The organism is Comamonas sp. Y33R10-2 (genome assembly GCF_019355935.1).
Classification (GTDB): Bacteria; Pseudomonadota; Gammaproteobacteria; order Burkholderiales; family Burkholderiaceae_C; genus Comamonas.
Genome location: NZ_CP079925.1, coordinates 3,324,856 through 3,345,331, shown reverse-complemented (window position 1 = coordinate 3,345,331; position 20,476 = coordinate 3,324,856). Strand labels below are relative to the sequence as shown.

The window sequence follows — 20,476 nt, the reverse complement described above, 5'->3', positions numbered from 1 at the left end:
AATGGTGTGAATGGTGTGAACTTTTAATAGGCCGCCACATTCGGCGCCTTATTCTTTGAAATAGACAATCTGGTGGCTGGTCGCCAATATCTGACCAGATTGGCTCCACAACTGGGCAGTCTGGTCAAAAAAACCATTGCGAAATTCTTGCCCGCGCGCCTGCGCTAACAAAAAATCATCGCCGGCGGCTGCCAAATCCTCGCGTCCAGCATGAAAGTACACGGTCATTGACACCGTACCTGCCGGCACGCGTTTGGCACGACGTAGCCATGCCCGTGGAAAGAAGATGTCAGAGACCGCAGCCAGCGACGCAAAATCCAGCGGACGCGGCGGATTGTCTCTCACCCACAGCCGCGTCAAAGAGTCGCGCTCTGCTGCGTCTTCATCCATGGGCAAAATTCCGTCTGCAAAGCGCATCTCATAACGACTCAGCCATTCAGAGCCCTTGAATAAAGGTGGCACGCGCTCGAGATCTGCTGCAGGCTTCACCGCGGGCATGGGTACATCACTTGCGCTCCAAGTATCGCGGCGCACGGCGGTTACTGCGGTGGCCGTTGTCACCACTTGCATTTGGCCATCTGCATCAGGCTGCTGCACAGTCAAAATCCAGTGCTGGGTTGAGCGGTTGGTACGCACCGGATTGGCATCAATCACCAAAGCACCGGCCCCCACAGCAGCAGAGTAGTTGACAGTGATGGAGAGCGGATCACCCAAACATTGCGGGTGCTGCTGCACGGCCTGAAGCAAACTGGCTGCCGTGATGCCGCCATAAGGCCCGACCATGTTCCAGTAATCCGACGAAGCTTGGCCTTGGTACTGATTGGGCACTCCCGTGACAGTCAGAGTCACGGCACGATCAAAGGGGTGGAGGTCTGTGCTCATAGGTCTCAGTGTTGTCCAAGGCTAGCAACGAAAGCCGTCAAAAAGGTGACTCTTTCGGCTCGTACAAGGGTTTACCGGGACTGCGATCACCCGCGCCCCAGCTCTGCAGCAATGGCAAAAGAGGTCGCCATAATTGCTCAGCCATCTCAGGTCTGAAATACCCCAGATGGCCTATGTGCCCGGATGGAGCCCGTGCTGGGTTCAAATGCTCCAGCGTGCTGGGAGCACTCTGGTACCAGCCCACCAGCGACTGCACACTGGCCAGTGACATCATTTCGTCATCTTCTACATACAAAGCGTGTAGTGGGTAGTGCGCTGCGGCATAAGCATCTGCGACCCATTCACCTTCTACGCCCATGGCATAGCGCGGATGCAGGCACCAACGCCGCCATTGCCAAATCACTCCTGCCGGCAAGTCGCCCACCATGCCTAGTTTGCGACCCGGAAAGGCACCGTACAACCAAGTCGCCAACGGCGCTATACCCCACCAAAAAATACGTATCACTCGCTTGGTAGGTGCAGCGTTATCGCGCCAATAGCCGCTGCCACTGGCAATGGAAAGCAAGCCATTGATGGGCAAAGGTGTTGAAGCCAAACCCGGCAATTGCGAGCCCACGCTGTGCCCAATCCAGATCAAGGCCTGATTTGAGAATTGCTTTTTGAGCTGAGCTGCCACCTGCTCGCAATCCTTGGCCCAGTCCAGCAGATCTGCCTTGGCATCCTTCAGACGACCTTGCAAGGACAGACCGTGACCACGATAGTCAAACGTGGTCACGCCATAGCCCTGCTCTGCCAGCCATCGCGCAAAGGCTTGGTAGTAACTTTGCGGCACGCCCATGGCGGGGGCCACCACCACCTGCGCCATCGCCGCTGCCGTTGTGGGCTGACATTGGCGCAGCAACAGACAAGCAGATCCCACGGAAATGGGCAGATGCATCTCCGTCCACTGCACTTCATGCTCAGACGTGGTTGGCATGCTTGGCGGTTTACACCCGCTCAAAGATACCCGCCGCGCCCTGCCCCATGCCTACGCACATGGTCACCATGCCGTATTTGAGTTGCTTGCGGCGCAGCGCATGCACCACGGTAGCCGCACGAATTGCGCCCGTCGCACCCAGCGGGTGGCCCAGCGCAATCGCACCGCCCATGGGGTTGACCTTAGATGCGTCCAGCCCCAGCGTGTTGATCACGGCCAGAGACTGGGCTGCAAACGCTTCGTTGAGTTCGTACCAGTCAATATCGTCCTGCTTGAGACCGGCATAGCGCAGCGCGGCAGGAATGGCCTCGATAGGCCCAATGCCCATGATGGCGGGTGGCACACCCTTGCTGGCATAGCTCACAAAACGCGCCAGAGGCGTGAGGCCAAAGCGCTTGACCGCATCGCCGCTGGCAAGGATCAGCGCACCGGCACCATCACTGGTCTGCGAGCTATTGCCCGCCGTGACCGAGCCACGTGCCGCAAACACGGTGCGCAGCTTGGCCAGGCCTTCGATGCTGGTGTCAGGGCGTGGGCCTTCGTCCAGACTCACGGTCCGTGTGCTGGCCACGGTCTCGCCAGTGGCAATATTCAGCGAACGGTCGGTGACTTCAATCGGCGTGATTTCGTCGGCAAACTCGCCTGCTTGCTGCGCAGCCATGGCGCGGCGGTGCGATTCCAGCGCGAAGGCATCTTGCGCCTCACGCGAGACCTGCCACTGCTGAGCGACCTTCTCCGCCGTCAGGCCCATACCGTAGGCAATGCCTACGTCGCCATCACGCTCAAAGATGCTGGGCGAGAGGCTAGGCGAGTTGCCCATCATGGGCACCATGCTCATGCTTTCCACGCCGGCCGCAATCATCACATCAGCTTCGCCCACCCGAATGCGGTCAGCCGCCATGGCAACGGCGCTCAAGCCAGAGGCGCAGAAACGGTTGACGGTAATGCCGCCAATGCTGGTGGGCAGGCCCGCTAGCACCGCGCCAATACGCGCCACGTTCAGGCCTTGCTGGGCTTCAGGAATCGCACAGCCGCAGACGATGTCTTCAATCGCCTTGGGGTCCAGGCCAGGCACCTGTGCCAGAGCCGCCTTGAGCGTGGTGGCCAGCAGGTCATCGGGGCGGTAGTTGCGGAAAAAGCCCTTGTGCGAGCGGCCAATCGGCGTGCGCGTAGCCGCAACGATATAGGCGTCTTGTACTTGTTTCATTTTTGAATTTCCTCGCTTCGCCTTAGTTGCGCACAGGTTTGCCGGTGTTGAGCATGCCCAAGATACGTTCATGGGTCTTAGGGTGGGCAATCAGATGGCAGAAAGCCTTGCGCTCGAGCTTCATCAGATAGGCCTCATCGACCAGCGTGCCAGCATCCACATCGCCACCGCAGACCACATTGGCAATCAGACCCGCAATATGCTGATCAAACTCGCTGATAAAGCCGCCGTCGCGCATATTCACCAGCGATCCCTTGATGGTGGCCTGACCGCTGCGCCCCGCCACCGGGAAGCTGCGCTTGAGCGGCGCACGCCAGCCGCTGGCGGCCATGGACTTGGCTTCATTGATCGCCGCAAACAGCACTTCGTCCTTGTGGGCCACCACAATGTCGCTGTCCAGCAAATAGCCCAGCTTGCGCGACTCCAGCGCGCTGGTGCCGACTTTGGCCATGGCCGCAGCCGTAAAGCCTTCGGTGAGGAAGGGCAGCAAATCCTTGCCCGTGCTGGTGGCAGCATTTTCAGCAGCGCGGCGGGCGATATAGGTCAGACCGCCCGCACCGGGCACCAGGCCGACACCGACCTCCACCAAGCCGATATAGCTTTCCATATGGGCCACGCGGCGCGCCGAGTACACGGCCATCTCGCAACCACCGCCCAGCGCCAGTCCGTGGATGGCCGACACTACCGGCACCTGTGCATAACGTAGGCGCAACATCAAGTTCTGCAGCTCTTGCTCGATGCTTTCAATCGCATCCGCACCGCCAATCACAAAGGCGGGCATGGTAGCTTCCAAGTCGGCACCCACGCTGAAAGGCGTATCGCCCGACCAGATGACCATGCCATCAAAGTCGCTCTCGGCCACATCCACGGCCTCCATCAGACCTTCCATGACTTCAGGGCTGATGGCATGCATCTTGTTCTTGATGCTAGCGATCAGAACCTTGCCATCGAGTGTCCAGGTGCGCAGCGCCTTGGTCTCTGCAATCGTGGTGCCAGCGGTCTGCCAGTCGGCAAGATTGGTTTCGCCCAGCAGCTTTTCAGGGAAGAGCTGACGCTCATACACAGGCAGCTCGCGGCGGGGCACAAATTTGCCTTGCGATGCGCTCCACGAGCCGTTGCCGGTGTGTACACCACCGGATTCAGCCACCGGGCCTTCAAACACCCACTTTGGCAGCGGCGCCTTGCAAAGAGCCTTGCCTGCATCAATGTCTTCCTGAATCATCTTGGCGACGTCCAGCCAGCCTGCGTCCTGCCACAGCTCAAACGGGCCTTGCTGCATGCCGTAACCCCAGCGCATGGCTTGGTCCACATCACGGGCGCAGTCCGCAATGTGCTCCAGATGCACGGCGGCGTAATGAAAGCTGTCACGCAAAATGGCCCAGAGGAACTGGCCTTCTTTGCCTTCGGCGTTGCGCAGCAGTTTCAGGCGTTCGGCAGCCGGCTTTTTGAGCATACGACCATAGACCTCATCGGCCTTGCCACCAGCGGGAATGTAGTCCTCGCTATCCAGCTCGAACTGCAGGGTGTCGCGGCCCACGCGCTTGTAAAAGCCCTGCTTGGTCTTGTTGCCCAGAAAGCCCAGGTCAAGCAGCTTTTGCAGCACCTTGGGTGTACCAAAGTTGGCAAAGAATGGGTCGCTCTGCTCGTTCAGGTTCTCCTGCATGGTCTTGATGACATGGGCCATGGTATCCAGACCCACCACATCCGCCGTGCGGAAGGTACCGCTGGAGGCGCGGCCCAATTTTTTGCCAGTCAGATCATCGACCACATCAAAGCTCAGGCCAAAGTTCTCGGCCTGCTTCATGGTGGAAAGCATGCCCGCAATACCTATGCGGTTGGCGATGAAGTTGGGCGTGTCATGTGCACGCACCACGCCCTTGCCCAGCGTGGTGGTGACAAAGGCTTCCAGCTGATCCAGCACTTCAGGCTCGGTGGTGGGGGTGTTGATCAACTCCACCAGTTGCATATAGCGCGGCGGGTTGAAGAAGTGAATGCCACAGAAGCGGGGCTTGATCGCATCAGGCAGTGCTTCGCTCAGCTTGGTGATGGACAGACCCGAAGTGTTGGAAGCCACCAGCGCATGCTTGGCCACAAACGGGGCGATCTTGTGATACAGATCGAGCTTCCAGTCCATGCGCTCGGCAATGGCTTCGATGACCAGATCACAGCCCTTCAAGAGCTTCATGTGCTCTTCGTAGTTGGCGGGCTGGATCAGTTCCACATCGTCGGCCACACCGATGGGCGAAGGCTTGAGCTTTTTGAGATTGGCAATCGCCTTTTCAGCAATACCACTCTTGCTACCTTCTTTAGCAGGCAGGTCAAACAGAATGACAGGCACCTTGACGTTGACCAGATGGGCGGCAATCTGCGCACCCATCACGCCCGCGCCCAGCACGGCGACTTTTTTCACATTGGATCGGGACATGGTTGCATTCATTTCAGTTATTCATATTGGTCACAGAGCTGAAACTGGCGCGCTCCAACTCAGGGACACCGCGCAAGGGCCGCCCCGCCGCGCTGGCGCCGTCCCCCTCAAGGGGGAAGGCGCGCAGCGACTCAGGGGGCATCTTTACTGCACGCGAATCCAGGTCTGCGTGCGCCAGAAGGGGCCGATGGAGCCGCGAACTTCCAGCTTTTTGCCGTCTTCGATGGGCGTCAGCCGCACGGTGTAGGTCTTGCCGTTTTCGGGGTCGAGAATCTTTCCACCTTCCCAGACGTCTTTGCCCTCGGCCTTTTTGACGCCGCTGATCAACGTCATGCCCACCATGGGCTTGTCTTTCAGCTCATCCTTGCATTCGACACACAGCTGATTGGGGTCTGCGCCCTTTCGCAGCAAAGCTTCGACCTTGCCGCTAACCACGCCGCCAGATTCGGTGATCTTTACCTGCGCCTTGGGCGTGTTCTCTTTCTCGTCCATGCTGCGCCAGGTGCCCACCGGCGACATCTGTGCCCATGCGGCAGACATGCTGCTTGCTACCAAAACCAGAGCTGCTAGCGCTTTAACTGTCTTCATATCCAAGTCCTTTCATATCGAACCAAAGAATGAAACCGCACATGCCGCTCACTTTTTATGAGCGGCAGGCGACCAGAGACTCAGGCCAGAGCCGCGTCGGTATCCATCAGCGACTGGCTGCCAGCGCGGGCTGTCTTCATCAGCGTCAGTGTTTCGGGGAACAGCTTGGCAAAGTAAAAACGTGCCGTCTGCAGCTTACCCAGGTAGAAGGGGTCTGCATTTCCATTGCTGATCTCGCGCAACGCCACTTGCGCCATGCGGGCAAACAGGTAGCCAAAGACGAGGTGGCCTGCCACGCGAAGATAGTCCACCGATGCTGCGCCAACGTCGTCGGGGTTTTGCATACCTTTGAAGCCGATTTCGGTCGTGAACTTGGTCATCTGGTCGCCCAGCATGGCGATAGGCGTAATGAACTCGCTCATCTTTTCGTTAACGCCTTCTTCTTCCACCAGCTTGCCAATCAGCTTGCCAAACTTCTTGAGCGTGGCGCCCTGATTGCCCAAAATTTTTCGACCCAGCAAATCGAGTGCCTGCACGCCGTTCGTGCCTTCGTAGATCATGTTGATGCGGTTGTCGCGCACAAACTGCTCCATGCCCCACTCGGTGATAAAGCCGTGGCCGCCGTAGACCTGCTGACTCATGGTGGTGGCAATCCAGCCGTTGTCGGTGATGAAGGCCTTGACGATGGGGGTCAGCAACGCGACCAGTTCGGCGCTGTCTTTGCGCACTTTTTCGTCGGGGTGGTTCAGTTCGGTATCAATCAGCAGAGCGCTGAAGGTGGACAGAGCTCGACCGCCTTCGGCATAGGCTTTGGCCGTCATCAGCATGCGGCGCACATCGGGGTGCACGATGATGGGATCAGCCGGCTTGTCTTTGGCTTTGACGCCCGACAAGCTGCGCATTTGCAGGCGGTCTTTGGCATAGGCCAAGGCATTTTGAAACGCTACTTCGGTCAGGCCCAGCGACTGGTTGCCCACACCCAAACGGGCCGCGTTCATCATCACAAACATGGCTTGCAGGCCCTTGTTGGGCTCGCCGACCATGGTGCCAATGGCACCATCGATATTGATCTGCGCGGTGGCGTTGCCATGAATGCCCATCTTGTGCTCTAGTGCGCCGCAGAAGATGGGGTTGCGTTCGCCCAGCGAGCCATCGGCCTTGACCAAGAACTTGGGCACCACAAACAGACTGATCCCCTTGGAGCCCACAGGCGCATCGGGCAGACGAGCCAGAACCAAATGCACAATGTTCGAGGTGAAATTGTGTTCACCCGCCGAGATGAAAATCTTGTTGCCGGTGATCTTGTACGTACCATCGGCCAGCGGCTCCGCCTTGGAGCGCAGCAGGCCCAGATCGGTGCCGCAATGCGATTCAGTCAAGCACATGGTGCCGGTCCATTCACCGCTGGTGAGTTTGGTCAGATAGGTTTTTTTCTGCTCTGGCGTGCCATAGGCATGCAAGGCCTCGTACGCGCCGTGCGAGAGGCCGGGGTACATGGTCCACGCCTGATTGGCGCTGTTAAGCATTTCATACAGCGCAGAGTTCAGCACCATGGGCAAGCCCTGCCCACCGTATTCAGGATCACAGGACAATGCTGGCCAGCCGCCTTCTACAAACTGCGCATAAGCCTCTTTGAAGCCCTTGGGCGTAGTCACCTCGTGCGTGGCTTTGTCCAGTGTGCAACCCTCAGCATCACCGCTGATATTCAACGGAAAAGTCACATTGGCTGCGAACTTACCCGCTTCTTCCAGCACAGCGTTGATGGTGTCCACATCCACCTCCGCGTGCTTGGGCATCTGCTGATAGGCATCCGCGACCTTGAAGACCTCATGCATGAGGAATTGCATGTCACGCAGTGGTGGGTTGTAGCTGGGCATTTGTCTTCTCCTGTAATGGGGTTGGCGTATGGATGGAGGATGGATCAGCAATGAGGGAAATCAGGCCGCTGCAGGTTCTCTGGCGTATCGCGCCAGAATGTTGTTGAAGCCAGCGTGGGCGCGATCAATCGAGCCTTCGCTGTGCAAGAAGCGGGCTTCATAATGCAAAGCCAAAATCAGTCCGTGGATTTCAAACAGCAACTGGCTGGCATCGGCGTCTGCACGCAAGTCACCGCACTCTTGGCTTTGCTCAATCGTGCGCCGCATAGCAACTAGCCAAGTGCTGACAGATTCAGCCAGTGCATCGCGCACAGGGCCGGTGCGGTCATCAAACTCCACCGCACCGCTGATATAGATGCAGCCGCAATCAATTTCGATGGATGTGCGCTTCATCCAGTTGCCAAACAGCTCACGCAGACGCGGAATGCCGCGCTCAGCGGCGATGGCCGGGTAGAACACTTCTTGCTCAAAACGGTCGTGGTACTCATGCACCACGGAAATCTGCAATTCTTCACGCGAGCCAAAGTGGGCAAATACGCCAGACTTGCTCATGCCTGTGAGTTCAGCAATCGCGCCAATGGACAGGCCTTCCAGGCCAATATGGGTTGCTAAATTAAGAGCAGCTTCCACAATAGTGGCCTTGGTTTGCTGGCCTTTTGCCAGAGAACGACCTGAAGGTTTGGCGACAATCTCTGGGGTATCAGTCTTGGTGCTAACCGCAGCTTGCGCAGCAGGCTGCGCCTTGCGAAACTTGGCTGCTGCCTTCTCATGCACTTCAGCATCACCCGATGCAGAGCTTCCTTCTACGCGGCCAACCACATGCGCCACATCCCTATCTGCGGGATTTTTTGAAGAATTAAGAGCGGAAGACGAAACCATGAAATTCTCAATAAAACGAACGATCGTTCTATTTTGCACAGTTTCATTCTCAACTCAGCATCAACAAGGGTAAACACTAGGAATTTCTTGCCAAGGATTTCCCTAGCTAAGTCGCTCACGGCAACAAAAAACGCCGCCAGTCCTGAGACTGCGGCGTTTTTTATGAGCTTACGAAATCGATTCTTTACACAACAATCATCATGGCAAGGCTAGCGTCCAAGTGCTCAGTAGGCAAGCGACGGAAGCCCGAGCGGGCATAGCGCTGCAAGCGGCCCAGTGCAAAAGCGGTTAGCACGCTGGCTGCCACCGACGCTTCAACCGTTGGGGCTGCTGAGCCCATCGCGCCCGCTGCAGGGCGCAGGCATTGGCGCAGAGTCGATTCAATGCGATCAAAGAATTGGTTGATACGGGTTTGCAGACGCTCGTGTTCAAACACGATGGCATCACCCACCATCACACGCACCATGCCGGGGTTCTTCTCGCCAAATTGCAGCAACAGTGCAATCACACGATTGGCGTTGCGTGCACCTTCGATAGGGTCATGAAATGCATCTTGCGCATCGCGGCCTACGATTTGCTGAACCATGGTGAACACGGACTGCTCGATGAACTCGATCAGGCCTTCAAACATCTGGGCCTTGCTCGCAAAATGGCGATACAGCGCCGCCTCACTCACGCTCAGGTGGGCAGCCAGGGCCGCTGTCGTAATACGATCAGCACCGGGCTTTTCCAGCATAGAGGCCAAGGCCTGCAGAATTTGCTCACGGCGCTCACCCGGCTTGGGGCGCTTGCGCGCGGGAGCCATCGCAGGGGTGACGGATGTCTCCTCAATTAGATTTTCGTTATTGGAAACAGGCGATAGGACTTCAGACTCAGACATAAGCGACTCAGTATTTATTAGCAATTTTCTCACAGCCAGTTGCACTGTTAAGCACACGACTCCCTAATCGGCAGGTTTTCAGGCTAGCAAAACCGTAATTAATACGGCTTTGAGGTCTCCACTCCCGAAAATTCACCCCACCGCTCTCACCACTACCAGTAGGTTAACCGAGAAATCATCTTCTCAAACCTTCAGATAGATCATGACTACCTTCTAAAACTGATTGAACCGGAATTTCAAGCCTTACTAATAAGCCTTTACCAAAATTTCCCTCTGAAAAACTCAAAACTCCTTGATGGAGTTGAGTAATTTCATCCGCAATCGCTAAACCCAAGCCTGTTCCCTCTTCTACAACACCCTGAGCGCGATAAAAGCGCTGGGTAATCTGACTGCGTTCTTCTTCAGGCACGCCAGGGCCATCGTCATCGACTTCTACATAAGCCCATTGAGTCACGCCGGACATATTGAGCAAACTGACATCATCCGTGCCAATGGGTGTGCTACGCAGTCCACATAACAACGTAACGCTGCCGCCTTGGGGCGTGTATTTAATAGCGTTTTCCACCAAATTAGAAACCAGCTCACGCAGTAGCCAGCTATGGCCCCAGACCGCTGCGGAGCTAACCTCCAAACCAAAATCCAACCCCTTCGCTGAAGCTCGGTCGATAAAGGTTTCCAACATACTCTCGCACAGCTCTTTGAGTTCTACCTTTTGCAAAGGTTGCACCTCAGCATTGCGAGCATCCGCTCGGGACAAAGCCAGCAGCTGGCGGGCCAGTTGAGAGGTGCGACGCGTGGCATCGCGCAGTTGTTCAATCTGCTCCACATTCAGCACTATTTGAGCCTGCCGCCCATCGCGCTTGGCAAGGCGCTGTGCCTCTTGCCCACTAAGCGCCCAAGCCTCTACTTGCGCTTGCAAAGCTGCCAACGGCGTGCGCAGCTGGTGGGCTGCATCAGCCACAAAGCGGCGCTGACCTTCAGCTTGCGCATTCACCAAAGAGAACAAGCGGTTCAGTGATCGCACCAGTGGGCGCACTTCAGCGGGCGACGTCTGCTCATCAATAGGACTCAAATCTCGCGGTGAGCGGCGTTCAACCGCCTGCGTTAACTTGTGCAGCGGCTTAAAGGCACGGCTCACCGACCAGTAAATAGCCACCGCAGCCCCGGCAATCAGCAGCAAGTTGGGCAGCAATACATGCATGATTAACTGGCGCACCCATTGCTGGCGCACATCCGAGCTATCAGCCAGCATGACAACCATCTCACCAGCGCCGTACGTTTCAGCCTTGAGCACAGCCACGCGGTAAGTGACACCGTCATGTTCTTGGCTGTGAAATTCCGCCGTGCCGGTGGTTGGCACATCAAAGCGTATCCAGGCATCGCCCGCCACCACCTTGCCTTGCAAGTCACCCACGGCATAGCCCACTTCATCGCCTTGGTTGCGCAAAAAATCTTCTACCGAAGATGTCAGTGACACCAGAGGCGGCGTGCCATCGGCAATGGATGGAGCCAATACCGAATCCGCTAAACCCGGCAGCAATCTCAGCAAGCGCTGGTCATGCTGGGTGGATGCTTCATCGGCTGCGCTGTAACTAAACCAGCCCCCCATAGCGCCCAATAGCATCAGAGGCACCAAAAGCAGAACCAGCAAACGAAAGCGCAGATTAGCGGTCATTAATTCGTATATAGATGCCGAGGCTGGCTACTCTATTTTTATAGCAAGCAGTCCTCATTAATCAATGAGTTCAGAGTAATTTATATCTAAACTTCTTTGAATATAAGAAAATTAGCTATCAATTCAATGAATGCAAAAAGCCATTCAAGTCGCCTCTGGCATCATCTCTAAACGATAACCAAAGCCGCGAATAGAGCGCAAAGCCACGCCATGCGGCTCCAATTTGCTGCGCAGGCGGGAGACATAAACCTCCACCGCATTCGGTGTAATTTCCCTATCCCAGCCTGTCAGTGCCTGCAAAAGTTTCTCTTTACTCGCAGGCTTAGGTGCGTTGAGCAGCAGATATTCAAGCACTGTCCATTCACGCGGGCCCAAATCGATTGGCAGCAGCTTGCCTTCGCTCTCGCCCTCAAGCGGGGCCTGACGTGCACCTGCACGGCGGCCTGCTGTATCCAACTCAATGCCGCCAAAATTCAGCACCGCAGACGTAGCAGCCTGAGAGCGGCGCATCAGCGCTCGCAGCCGGGCCAGTAATTCAGGCAACTCAAACGGCTTGACCATATAGTCGTCAGCCCCCCAGTCCAAGCCCTGAACGCGATCCTGCAGCGCATCGCGCGCTGTGAGGATTAGCACCGGCATTGCCTTGCTTTCCACCTCGCTGCTACGCAATCGACGGGTCAGCTCCAGCCCGTTGATACCTGGCAGGCCGATATCGATCACAGCCACATCAAAGGCTTCCTGAGTCAACACCTCTAGTGCACGCTCAGCACTGCCCACCCAGTCCACGGCATAACCTGCATCGGACAGACCCAGCTTGATACCGCTGGCCACCATCACATCATCTTCTACCAGAAGCAAACGCATAAAGTCCTACCTAGCTCAAAAACAAAAGCCGCCCAAAGGCGGCTTGCGACGGGATCCTGAGCACAGGCCCGCTCGGAAAAGCCCTGTGACGATGTTAACGCTTTATGCGCCAAGCCACCCAACACAGGCAGCCACACGTCAGGGCCAGACAGGCTCATCAATGGCTACGAATCATCGTGCCATAAGCCTGATCCGTCAAAATTTCCAGCAGCATGGCATGGGGCACGCGACCATCGATGATGTGCACGGCGTTCACACCTGCTTTGGCGGCATCCAGCGCACCCGCAATTTTGGGCAACATGCCTCCAGAAATCGTGCCATCCGCAAACAAACCATCAATCTCGCGCGCTGTCAGATCAGTCAGAAGCTTGCCTGCCTTATCCAGAACGCCCGGAGTGTTGGTTAAAAGCACCAGTTTTTCAGCTTGCAACACAGTCGCCAGCTTGCTAGCTACAACGTCGGCGTTGATGTTGTAGCTCTCATTGTCCTCGCCAAAACCAATGGGGCTGATCACAGGAATAAACGCATCATCTTGCAGAGCCTTCACCACACTCGGGTCGATCGCAACAATGTCACCCACATGACCCACATCGTATTCAATGCTTGAATCCTTGTTGTCCACCATCTTGAGCTTCTTGGCGCGAATCAGGCCTCCATCGCGCCCCGTCAAACCCACAGCCTTGCCACCCGCCTGATGGATCAGGCCCACGATGTCTTGCTGCACCTCGCCAGCTAGTACCCACTCCACCACTTCCATGGTCTCTTCATCCGTCACGCGCATGCCCTGGATGAATTCGCCCTTTTTGCCCAGACGCCCCAAAGCTGCCTCAATCTGGGGTCCACCACCATGAACCACCACCGGATTGATACCCACCAGCTTTAGAAGCACCACATCTTCCGCAAAATCTGCCTGCAGCGCAGGGTCGGTCATGGCGTTACCACCATACTTGATTACCATGGTCTTGCCATGAAACTTACGAATGTAGGGCAGCGCCTGAGCCAGAATTTCTGCCTTGTCGCGAGGGGCAATGTGGGTGATGGGATCAACGGTGGTCATAGATCAAAGCTCAGTCCCGTGGGACAATGTTCACAAAAGATGGTGCATTGTGCCGCAAACACCGCTCAGGCACTGAGTGCTCCCCATGATCTTCTAGAGATCAGTAATCAAAACTCAAAACAAGAACTGGTTGCATGTTTTCAACTCAATTTTCGCTTCTTGAATTAATACGGTATGACGCAACAGTCGCCCTACTGGCATCTTTTGCAACCTGCCTTTTCCTGGTTGTCACGCAAAAATGGCATGGCAGCTTATCTATGGATTCAAATAGCGGAGTCCAAAAAGTTCATACAAACCCAACACCGCGTATCGGCGGCATTGGCATTGCAATCGGCGTTTTTGCGGGTTTTGCGGCCTCGAGCCACGGCATTACTGCTGCAGAAAAAAGAGCCATTCTCAGCACAATTCTTCTGGCGGGTATACCCGCTTTCATTTTTGGACTACTTGAGGATTTGACCAAAAAAGTTTCCGTCAAGGTACGACTGCTGGCCACAATGGCTTCAGGCGTTCTAGGGTGGGGAATTACAGGTACATCACTCACCCATGTTGATGTGCCCGGCATTGATTTTTTACTGAGCTTCACCATCATCTCAGTCATCTTTACTGCTATTGCAGTAGGAGGAGTAGCTAACTGAATCAATATTATTGATGGGCTGAATGGCCTTACGGCTGGCACAGCTTTAATTATTCTCGCTGCCTTCGGCTTCGTCGCCCGGCACGTTGGTGATATCCCCCTCGCTTTCACTTGCATGATCATTGCTGGTGCTGTAGCCGGATTTTTTCTCGTCAACTGGCCCAAAGGTAAAATATTTTTGGGTGACGGCGGCGCCTACTTCCTGGGATTTACGCTCGCCTGGATTGCCGTACTTTTACCTGAGCGCAATCATTCCGTATCACCCTGGACCAGTTTACTGATCTGCTCCTACCCCATTATTGAGGTCGGCTTCAGTGTTTTGCGAAGATCAATGCGCGAAGGTTACAGTCCAACAGAACCAGATTTTTTTCACCTGCATTCACTTGCAAACAAGCGCTGGGCAAGAAAACTATTTTCTAATTTTTCAAAACCTATGCAAAATGGACTTACCTCACCATTTCTTTGGATTTATGCAGCAATTCCTTGCTCTCTAGGTGTTTTGACATATCAAAGCAAGCTGTTAACTGCTATATCTTTTATATTAAGCTTCATCTGCTATTTGATGTTTTATCGGAAGCTTGTACTCTTTAGATGGTTACCTAGGAAGTGAAAAATGCATCTTTAAAGCTTGAAGGTAAATTTCACCTTCTTGTGTCATTTCCTCCGGGGCCCAGGGTGCAAAATATTTTGGAGCCACTGGGTCAAACGGCCCTCCCTTCATCTCGAGCAATATAGAGCCACTTTCCAATGAAACGACGGTGTGCCATTGCCCCGGCTGAATCTCAACCCCAACAGCCACTCCCGGCTCATTTAAATGCTTGCCCGCGCCGAACAAGTTAACAGCTTGCACCTCACCTTCGCCACCAAAGACAATGAAAGCTAGCAGCCCCTTGATGGCAATCAAGGTTTCTGCTCCTTGCCAGGGTCCATGACAGTGAGGCCTTAGATAGCTACTGGGTTCAATCGCATTAAAGAACCGCTGGCATGCCTCCTGGTAGTCAGCATGCAGGTTCATGTGTTGTCGTCTTCGAGGATTAGATTGGGCCTCTTCTACCAATGAGTCCATCAAGTCCCTTGAAAAAACTCGTGCTGACATATATTAGCTCTTCAGTTCCAGAACGATTTGATTGACCGCCTGAGAAGGCGAGAACATTTTCCAATATACTGCCCTGCACCTTTTTTGGAAATCGGCATCCATCTCAACAGAATTGATCAAGATATTTGCTTTGTGCTCCATATCCTGGATGTCAGCATCTTCGCAAACCACGCCAACACCTTCGCTCCTGATGAGCTCCGCAAGATCATTTCCAGGATTGATGTTTGCCAGAACGGGAATACCGCTTTGCATATAGGAAAGGAACTTTCCCGGAATGTTGTGGGATTTGTGTCTCTGATCCAAAGAAACAATACCTACAGAGCATTGAGCATAAAGTGCAGGTATCTCATCAGGATGAATTTCATCCTTGAACTCTATGTTATCCAAGGACCTTTTACGCGCCTCCTCAGCGAGTCTTTTGGCCTCGCTACCGCGACCAACAAATAAAAATCCAATATCTCGTCTATCTTTAAGTTTTTCTGCCAGATCTACCAGGATGTCCATGCCCTGAGCAACGCCCATATTTCCCGCATACACAAATATCTTTCGCCCGACCAGTTTCGTTTCATTAATCGATATAGAGCAACTACCTGACTTCGTATCCGCAAGCCAGTTCTGAAGCACCACCAATTTTTTTCTCTTGTTCTTCTTCCAATCCTCAAAATATGAGAGATTCCCAGGAGTTTGAACACCGATGATATCAGCCACAGAATATTGATAGTGGGCCACTGCACTGAAGAAACGATAAATAATTCCTCTTCCCATCAAACCCATATCAACAGCCCACTCAGGGAAAATATCTCTTATTATCAGATAACCTTTACAATCACTGGCTTTCTTCAAATATTTGACAAAAGGGGCATGAAATATGGAAGGGGCATACCAAGCGACGCCATCCCATTTTTCGTGACGCAAAGTGGACTTTCTATAGCCCCTTTTCATAAAAAATGGCATCAAGAATTCTGACAAGGTTCTTCTCGCGTAATTGACGTCCTTGGTTTTTGGGGACTTCAGCCTCAAGACCTGGAAACCTTCCATCTCCTCAAGAAGAAAGTCCTCCTTGATCTCCCATGATGGAAGAATTACCGTCAATTGATGACCTTGAGCAACAAATTCACGCGATAAGTCCCTTAGCTGCACTGCCCCGGAGTTCCGCAAGGGAGGAAAGGTGTCAGCGATCAAGGCTATTTTCATTCTTCACGACCAGTTTCAGTATTTCTTCCACACAACCCGATTCACATAATCCGTGTAGCTGTGAATGATACGGACTACCTTGTCACTCACGTTCGGCATGCTGTAGTCAGACACTTGACGCAAAAGTCGCTCATGACCGCGAGGTTGGTTTTGAAGAATCGCCAGACCCTGAAGCACACGTTGTTCACCTAAACCAACCAGCATCACCGCAGCCTCTTCCATACCTTCGTGACGCTCCTGGGCTTCACGCAGATTCAATGCTGGAAAATTCAGAATTGAGGACTCTTCTGTGATCGTACCACTATCTGAAAGTACTGCTTTCGCTGATTGCTGGAGCTTGATATAGTCACTAAATCCAAGTGGTTTTAGCAATTGCACCTTGGAATGAAACACTGCACCAATCGAATCCACTCGCTTCTGTGTCCGTGGATGTGTCGAGACAATCACTGGCAACCCATACTGCTCCGCGATCAAATTCAACAAGCTCACCAATTTTCGGAAATTAATGTCAGAGTCGATATTTTCTTCACGGTGAGTACTAACTACAAAGAACTGGTCAGCTGTTAAATCCAACCGATCTAGAACATTAGATGAATCAATATGCGTCTTATAGTGAGCAAGGACCTCTGTCATTGGACTCCCTGTCTTAATCACTAGATCTGGCGGCAAACCCTCTTTCAAAAGGCACTCTCTCGCAATATCACTATAGGTAAGGTTTACATCTGCGGTGTGGTCGACTATACGTCGGTTGATCTCTTCCGGTACACGCTGATCAAAACACCGGTTACCGGCTTCCATATGAAATACAGGAATCTTACGGCGCTTAGCAGGCAATACAGACATGCTGCTATTGGTATCTCCTAGTACAAGCAATGCATCAGGCTTCTCTGTTGCCAACACATGATCAACTGCAATGATTACCTTACCAATAGTCTCGGCAGCACCTCCACCAGCAGCATTTAAGAAATGATCGGGCTTACGAATACCTAGGTCCTCGAAGAAAATTTGATTAAGCTCATAGTCATAGTTCTGGCCAGTATGCACAACAACATGATCGCAATATTCATCGAGTCGAGCCATCACACGCGAGAGACGAATAATCTCTGGGCGCGTTCCAACTACAGTCATAACTTTGAGTTTATTCATCATCTCAATCCTCCGCAACTGCGCTCTCACCTCGAGCAATACGCTGCATAAATTCAAGTTTCAACAACAATGCCTTCATACCATCCACATCCAGCCGTGTTGTATTGTGCGAGTTGTAATCTTCATCCAGAGTACTCTGAGTTAACTTTGGCTCGCCCTCATCAAAATACTTTCCATAGTTCAAGTCACGGCCATCTGGTGACACCCTAAAATAGTCTCCCATATCCTCAGCACAAAGCATTTCCTCTCGACTGAGCAACGCCTCATACAATTTTTCACCATGTCGAGTTCCAATTACATTCACAGGATGGTTTGACCGACTCATCAATTGCAAAATTGCTTGCGTCAAAACTTCTACTGTTGCAGCAGGAGCCTTCTGCACAAAAATATCCCCATTATTGCCATTTTCAAAGGCATATAATACTAGGTCCACAGCATCTTCAAGAGTCATCATGAAGCGTGTCATTGATGGGTCGGTCACTGTAATCTCTTTACCAGCCAGCACCTGTCCTACAAATAGAGGAATAACTGAGCCGCGAGATGCCATAACATTCCCATAGCGAGTACCACAAATAACTGTTCCAGAGCCTTCAAGGTTACGACTGGTTGCTACCATCACCTTTTCCATCATAGCCTTACTAATCCCCATTGCATTAATGGGATACACCGCCTTGTCAGTGCTCAGGCAAACTACGCGTTTAACGCCCGCTTGAATGGCTGCTTCTAAAACATTCTCTGTTCCTAGCACATTAGTCCGTACTGCCTGCATTGGATAAAACTCACACGAAGGCACTTGTTTAAGTGCCGCAGCATGAAATACGTAATCCACATTGCGCATGGCTTGACCCACACTACGAGCATCGCGGACATCACCAATATAGAACTTTAATTTAGGATTACTATACCGCTTACGCATATCATCTTGCTTCTTTTCATCACGGCTAAATACGCGAATTTCCTTAATATCCGAGCTCAAGAAACGGCGCAATACAGCATTACCAAACGATCCCGTTCCACCAGTAATCAGCAAAGTTTTATCTTTAAAAATAGACATTTTAATGCACCTTGATTAATGAAAAATACGCATAGCATGTATTAATTCAGGCCAAGTTTTTGGCAGGAAGCCTGTCATACTTCTAAAAATGCCAGAATCCAACGATCTATCTATCACAAAATCAAAATCAGGATTAATTTCAATTTTTCTCCCATATTCTTTTGATATCATTTTTAATAGATCAAATTTACTAATTGGATTTGCAGAGACATGATAAAGACCATGAAGATGAGGATTAGGGATCACGTAATCACGAATCAAACGTGCAATTTCCACAGTAGGTAGCCCTGAGAATATTGCATTTTTGTATCCTTTGACTGCTTGCTCTTGGGCCAAGAACCAACCAACAAGACTTCGCCCACCTTCTAGCTCGTGACCAATAATAGAAGTCCGCAATGTAATTGCATGAGGGTAGTCTACCTCACCTAAAAACTTACTTTGCCCATATAAATCTCTAGCATCAGGAATATCAGACTCCAAGTACATTCCCTTAGAACCCGAAAATACACAGTCTGTACTCATGTGCACGAATCGAGAGCCTGCTACCGCACACAACATAGCGAGACGATGTGGTAATAGCGAGTTTATTGGGATTGCTATCAAAGGATCTTCTGCAGCAGTCAACTGCTTTACAAGACCAATACAATTAATTACCAATTCAGGTTTTATCTCAGAAAAAGCACGCATTAAGCTTTCTATATTCTCAACATCAATACCACTCATTAATTTTGAATGCATAGAGATTGGAAAATTTTTCTTTGAATACTCACTTCTTAATGTTCCAAAAGCTTCGTAATTCTCATCTTCATTAAAGAAGCGAAAAACAGCATTACCCAACATTCCGGACGCGCCCAATACCAATATTTTCATTAAATATCCATTTAATTCGTAAAATTAATTTTTCACATCAATGCATGCGGGGCGTACTAGTTTTTCTTTATTTAGAATCCATTCATATGTTTTAATTGCTGATCGTCCAACTTGATCCCATGCATATTTTTCCTTGACCAAACTGACACCTCGTTGCCCCATTTCATTCAATAGACTTTTGGGTAAGCTCATGGCCGATTTCAGAGCGGCAGCAACACTTTCCACTCCAGGGTTGACCCACCAACCACACTGCCAGCTTTCAAGATCCTGCCATGGAGCGCCAGTAGTTGTTATAACTGGAAGTCCACGGACCAAAGCCTCCGCGACTGCAATTCCAAAATTTTCTGAATAAGTAGGAAGAATAAATATATCAGCTTCCGAGAATAAATTTTCCTTCTTCTCGCCAACAACCAATCCTGCAAAGATGAAATCCTCTTTTAATCCAAGGGAGTCAATCTGCTTATAAAGCTCATTAATATGTCCTCCTTCATCAGCACCAGCAATTACAACACTCCATCCAGGTCGCCTAACTATTGCCCATGCAGAAATAAGATCAGGCAATCCTTTCTTTGGATGAATTCTAGATAAAAATAAAATCCTCTTTTTTAAATTCGTACTTTGTGACGTCGATTTCGGGAAATCCACTCCATTAGGAATTACAGCAACTGGTACATCTATATTCAAACGGCGAATGCTATCTAACTCTTGTTTGGCTGTCGCAAGCATCATGCTTGATTTTTGAAATATTTTCTTTTGATAGAGTGCAAGAGCCAAGCTCTTCTTTCCTCCACGATGTTGCAGCGCCCATGGTTCCAAGCAGCCATGCGGAGATATCACGAGAGGTGTTTTTTTTAAAAAAATAATATAACTTACTAATGCAAAAACAGGGCTCCATGTTCCATGCATGTGAATAACATCAAATTCGTATCTATTTATATATTTAATCAGCGCTAAAGCCTGAGAAAAAATATTATCTTTCCGCCCTCCATCAACACGAATTGCACCGTTATATTCGTTTATTTCTATTTCTTCTTTGTTTCGCTCTATTACGTAAAGAGTAACATTTGATCCAGCCAATGCAAGTGACTGCGCATAACGCAAAGCAGCCACCCCCAGCCCCCCAAAGTCTATCGCTATACTTGGTACAAGATGAAGCTGATTCATGATTTATA

At 51.9% G+C, this 20,476-nt stretch carries 19 protein-coding genes; 2 read left to right on the top strand and 17 right to left on the bottom strand.

The annotated features are described in order from the left end of the window. Positions 1-48: 48 nt before the first annotated feature. The 11 genes from KUF54_RS15080 to argB form a co-directional block, all read right to left on the bottom strand. Positions 49-882 carry an acyl-CoA thioesterase II gene (locus tag KUF54_RS15080; RefSeq protein ID WP_219343579.1) on the bottom strand — a complete coding sequence of 278 codons (834 nt, stop codon included), beginning with the start codon at positions 880-882 and terminating at the stop codon, positions 49-51. A 37-nt stretch (positions 883-919) separates the two neighbouring features. Continuing rightward, the gene (locus KUF54_RS15075) at positions 920-1,858 is read right to left on the bottom strand and encodes a serine aminopeptidase domain-containing protein (protein WP_219343578.1); all 939 of its coding nucleotides are present in this window, start codon (positions 1,856-1,858) and stop codon (positions 920-922) included. Between the two features lie 10 nt (positions 1,859-1,868). After that, positions 1,869-3,065: an acetyl-CoA C-acyltransferase gene (locus tag KUF54_RS15070; RefSeq protein WP_219343577.1), complete on the bottom strand. Its 1,197-nt coding sequence runs from the start codon at positions 3,063-3,065 to the stop codon at positions 1,869-1,871. Between the two features lie 22 nt (positions 3,066-3,087). Further along, positions 3,088-5,490, bottom strand: a complete 2,403-nt coding sequence (locus tag KUF54_RS15065) for a 3-hydroxyacyl-CoA dehydrogenase/enoyl-CoA hydratase family protein (RefSeq protein ID WP_219343576.1) — start codon at positions 5,488-5,490, stop codon at positions 3,088-3,090. Positions 5,491-5,634: 144 nt separating this feature from the next. Next, complete coding sequence (locus KUF54_RS15060) at positions 5,635-6,078, bottom strand: DUF2147 domain-containing protein (protein ID WP_219343575.1); 444 nt, start codon at positions 6,076-6,078, stop codon at positions 5,635-5,637. Positions 6,079-6,158: 80 nt separating this feature from the next. Next, positions 6,159-7,955: an acyl-CoA dehydrogenase C-terminal domain-containing protein gene (locus KUF54_RS15055; protein WP_219343574.1), complete on the bottom strand. Its 1,797-nt coding sequence runs from the start codon at positions 7,953-7,955 to the stop codon at positions 6,159-6,161. Between the two features lie 60 nt (positions 7,956-8,015). Continuing rightward, positions 8,016-8,834, bottom strand: coding sequence for a TetR/AcrR family transcriptional regulator (locus KUF54_RS15050; protein WP_255576151.1), 819 nt, complete (start codon positions 8,832-8,834; stop codon positions 8,016-8,018). A gap of 184 nt (positions 8,835-9,018) precedes the next feature. Next, complete coding sequence (gene slmA / locus KUF54_RS15045) at positions 9,019-9,714, bottom strand: nucleoid occlusion factor SlmA (RefSeq protein WP_219343573.1); 696 nt, start codon at positions 9,712-9,714, stop codon at positions 9,019-9,021. Between the two features lie 175 nt (positions 9,715-9,889). Then, complete coding sequence (locus KUF54_RS15040; protein WP_219343572.1) at positions 9,890-11,389, bottom strand: sensor histidine kinase; 1,500 nt, start codon at positions 11,387-11,389, stop codon at positions 9,890-9,892. Between the two features lie 144 nt (positions 11,390-11,533). Then, positions 11,534-12,253 carry a response regulator transcription factor gene (locus tag KUF54_RS15035; protein WP_219343571.1) on the bottom strand — a complete coding sequence of 240 codons (720 nt, stop codon included), beginning with the start codon at positions 12,251-12,253 and terminating at the stop codon, positions 11,534-11,536. Positions 12,254-12,410: 157 nt separating this feature from the next. Continuing rightward, positions 12,411-13,310 (bottom strand): acetylglutamate kinase, encoded by a 900-nt coding sequence (argB, locus tag KUF54_RS15030; protein ID WP_219343570.1) that lies wholly within the window; start codon positions 13,308-13,310, stop codon positions 12,411-12,413. A gap of 134 nt (positions 13,311-13,444) precedes the next feature. On the opposite strand from argB, the gene KUF54_RS17460 reads away from it, so the two are divergent. After that, complete coding sequence (locus tag KUF54_RS17460; RefSeq protein WP_255576149.1) at positions 13,445-13,945, top strand: glycosyltransferase; 501 nt, start codon at positions 13,445-13,447, stop codon at positions 13,943-13,945. Beyond that, the gene (locus tag KUF54_RS17455) at positions 13,946-14,554 is read left to right on the top strand and encodes a glycosyltransferase family 4 protein (protein WP_370627611.1); all 609 of its coding nucleotides are present in this window, start codon (positions 13,946-13,948) and stop codon (positions 14,552-14,554) included. Here KUF54_RS17455 and KUF54_RS15020 read toward each other — a convergent pair. The 6 genes from KUF54_RS15020 to KUF54_RS14995 are packed head-to-tail and all read right to left on the bottom strand — an operon-like array spanning position 14,540 to position 20,468. Beyond that, entirely contained in the window at positions 14,540-15,040 is a 501-nt protein-coding gene (locus KUF54_RS15020) for a WbuC family cupin fold metalloprotein (RefSeq protein WP_255576148.1), read from the bottom strand. The two genes, KUF54_RS17455 and KUF54_RS15020, sit on opposite strands and share 15 nt — an antisense overlap. A gap of 3 nt (positions 15,041-15,043) precedes the next feature. After that, positions 15,044-16,234 (bottom strand): glycosyltransferase family 4 protein, encoded by a 1,191-nt coding sequence (locus tag KUF54_RS15015; protein ID WP_219343568.1) that lies wholly within the window; start codon positions 16,232-16,234, stop codon positions 15,044-15,046. A gap of 15 nt (positions 16,235-16,249) precedes the next feature. Beyond that, positions 16,250-17,380 carry a non-hydrolyzing UDP-N-acetylglucosamine 2-epimerase gene (wecB, locus tag KUF54_RS15010; protein WP_219346425.1) on the bottom strand — a complete coding sequence of 377 codons (1,131 nt, stop codon included), beginning with the start codon at positions 17,378-17,380 and terminating at the stop codon, positions 16,250-16,252. A gap of 4 nt (positions 17,381-17,384) precedes the next feature. Continuing rightward, the gene (locus tag KUF54_RS15005) at positions 17,385-18,428 is read right to left on the bottom strand and encodes a polysaccharide biosynthesis protein (protein ID WP_219346424.1); all 1,044 of its coding nucleotides are present in this window, start codon (positions 18,426-18,428) and stop codon (positions 17,385-17,387) included. Positions 18,429-18,449: 21 nt separating this feature from the next. Beyond that, positions 18,450-19,304 carry an SDR family oxidoreductase gene (locus KUF54_RS15000; protein WP_219343567.1) on the bottom strand — a complete coding sequence of 285 codons (855 nt, stop codon included), beginning with the start codon at positions 19,302-19,304 and terminating at the stop codon, positions 18,450-18,452. 24 nt (positions 19,305-19,328) lie between these two features. Continuing rightward, positions 19,329-20,468, bottom strand: coding sequence for a glycosyltransferase (locus KUF54_RS14995; RefSeq protein ID WP_219343566.1), 1,140 nt, complete (start codon positions 20,466-20,468; stop codon positions 19,329-19,331). Between the last annotated feature and the right edge of the window lie 8 nt (positions 20,469-20,476).

What these genes read in the sequence shown, in the direction of transcription:
- KUF54_RS15080 (WP_219343579.1), bottom strand. Translation starts at nt 882, where the DNA reads ATGAGCACAGACCTCCACCCCTTTGATCGTGCCGTGACTCTGACTGTC.
- KUF54_RS15075 (WP_219343578.1), bottom strand. Translation starts at nt 1,858, where the DNA reads ATGCCAACCACGTCTGAGCATGAAGTGCAGTGGACGGAGATGCATCTG.
- KUF54_RS15070 (WP_219343577.1), bottom strand. Translation starts at nt 3,065, where the DNA reads ATGAAACAAGTACAAGACGCCTATATCGTTGCGGCTACGCGCACGCCG.
- KUF54_RS15065 (WP_219343576.1), bottom strand. Translation starts at nt 5,490, where the DNA reads ATGTCCCGATCCAATGTGAAAAAAGTCGCCGTGCTGGGCGCGGGCGTG.
- KUF54_RS15060 (WP_219343575.1), bottom strand. Translation starts at nt 6,078, where the DNA reads ATGAAGACAGTTAAAGCGCTAGCAGCTCTGGTTTTGGTAGCAAGCAGC.
- KUF54_RS15055 (WP_219343574.1), bottom strand. Translation starts at nt 7,955, where the DNA reads ATGCCCAGCTACAACCCACCACTGCGTGACATGCAATTCCTCATGCAT.
- KUF54_RS15050 (WP_255576151.1), bottom strand. Translation starts at nt 8,834, where the DNA reads ATGGTTTCGTCTTCCGCTCTTAATTCTTCAAAAAATCCCGCAGATAGG.
- slmA (WP_219343573.1), bottom strand. Translation starts at nt 9,714, where the DNA reads ATGTCTGAGTCTGAAGTCCTATCGCCTGTTTCCAATAACGAAAATCTA.
- KUF54_RS15040 (WP_219343572.1), bottom strand. Translation starts at nt 11,389, where the DNA reads ATGACCGCTAATCTGCGCTTTCGTTTGCTGGTTCTGCTTTTGGTGCCT.
- KUF54_RS15035 (WP_219343571.1), bottom strand. Translation starts at nt 12,253, where the DNA reads ATGCGTTTGCTTCTGGTAGAAGATGATGTGATGGTGGCCAGCGGTATC.
- argB (WP_219343570.1), bottom strand. Translation starts at nt 13,310, where the DNA reads ATGACCACCGTTGATCCCATCACCCACATTGCCCCTCGCGACAAGGCA.
- KUF54_RS17460 (WP_255576149.1), top strand. Translation starts at nt 13,445, where the DNA reads ATGTTTTCAACTCAATTTTCGCTTCTTGAATTAATACGGTATGACGCA.
- KUF54_RS15020 (WP_255576148.1), bottom strand. Translation starts at nt 15,040, where the DNA reads ATGTCAGCACGAGTTTTTTCAAGGGACTTGATGGACTCATTGGTAGAA.
- KUF54_RS15015 (WP_219343568.1), bottom strand. Translation starts at nt 16,234, where the DNA reads ATGAAAATAGCCTTGATCGCTGACACCTTTCCTCCCTTGCGGAACTCC.
- wecB (WP_219346425.1), bottom strand. Translation starts at nt 17,380, where the DNA reads ATGAATAAACTCAAAGTTATGACTGTAGTTGGAACGCGCCCAGAGATT.
- KUF54_RS15000 (WP_219343567.1), bottom strand. Translation starts at nt 19,304, where the DNA reads ATGAAAATATTGGTATTGGGCGCGTCCGGAATGTTGGGTAATGCTGTT.
- KUF54_RS14995 (WP_219343566.1), bottom strand. Translation starts at nt 20,468, where the DNA reads ATGAATCAGCTTCATCTTGTACCAAGTATAGCGATAGACTTTGGGGGG.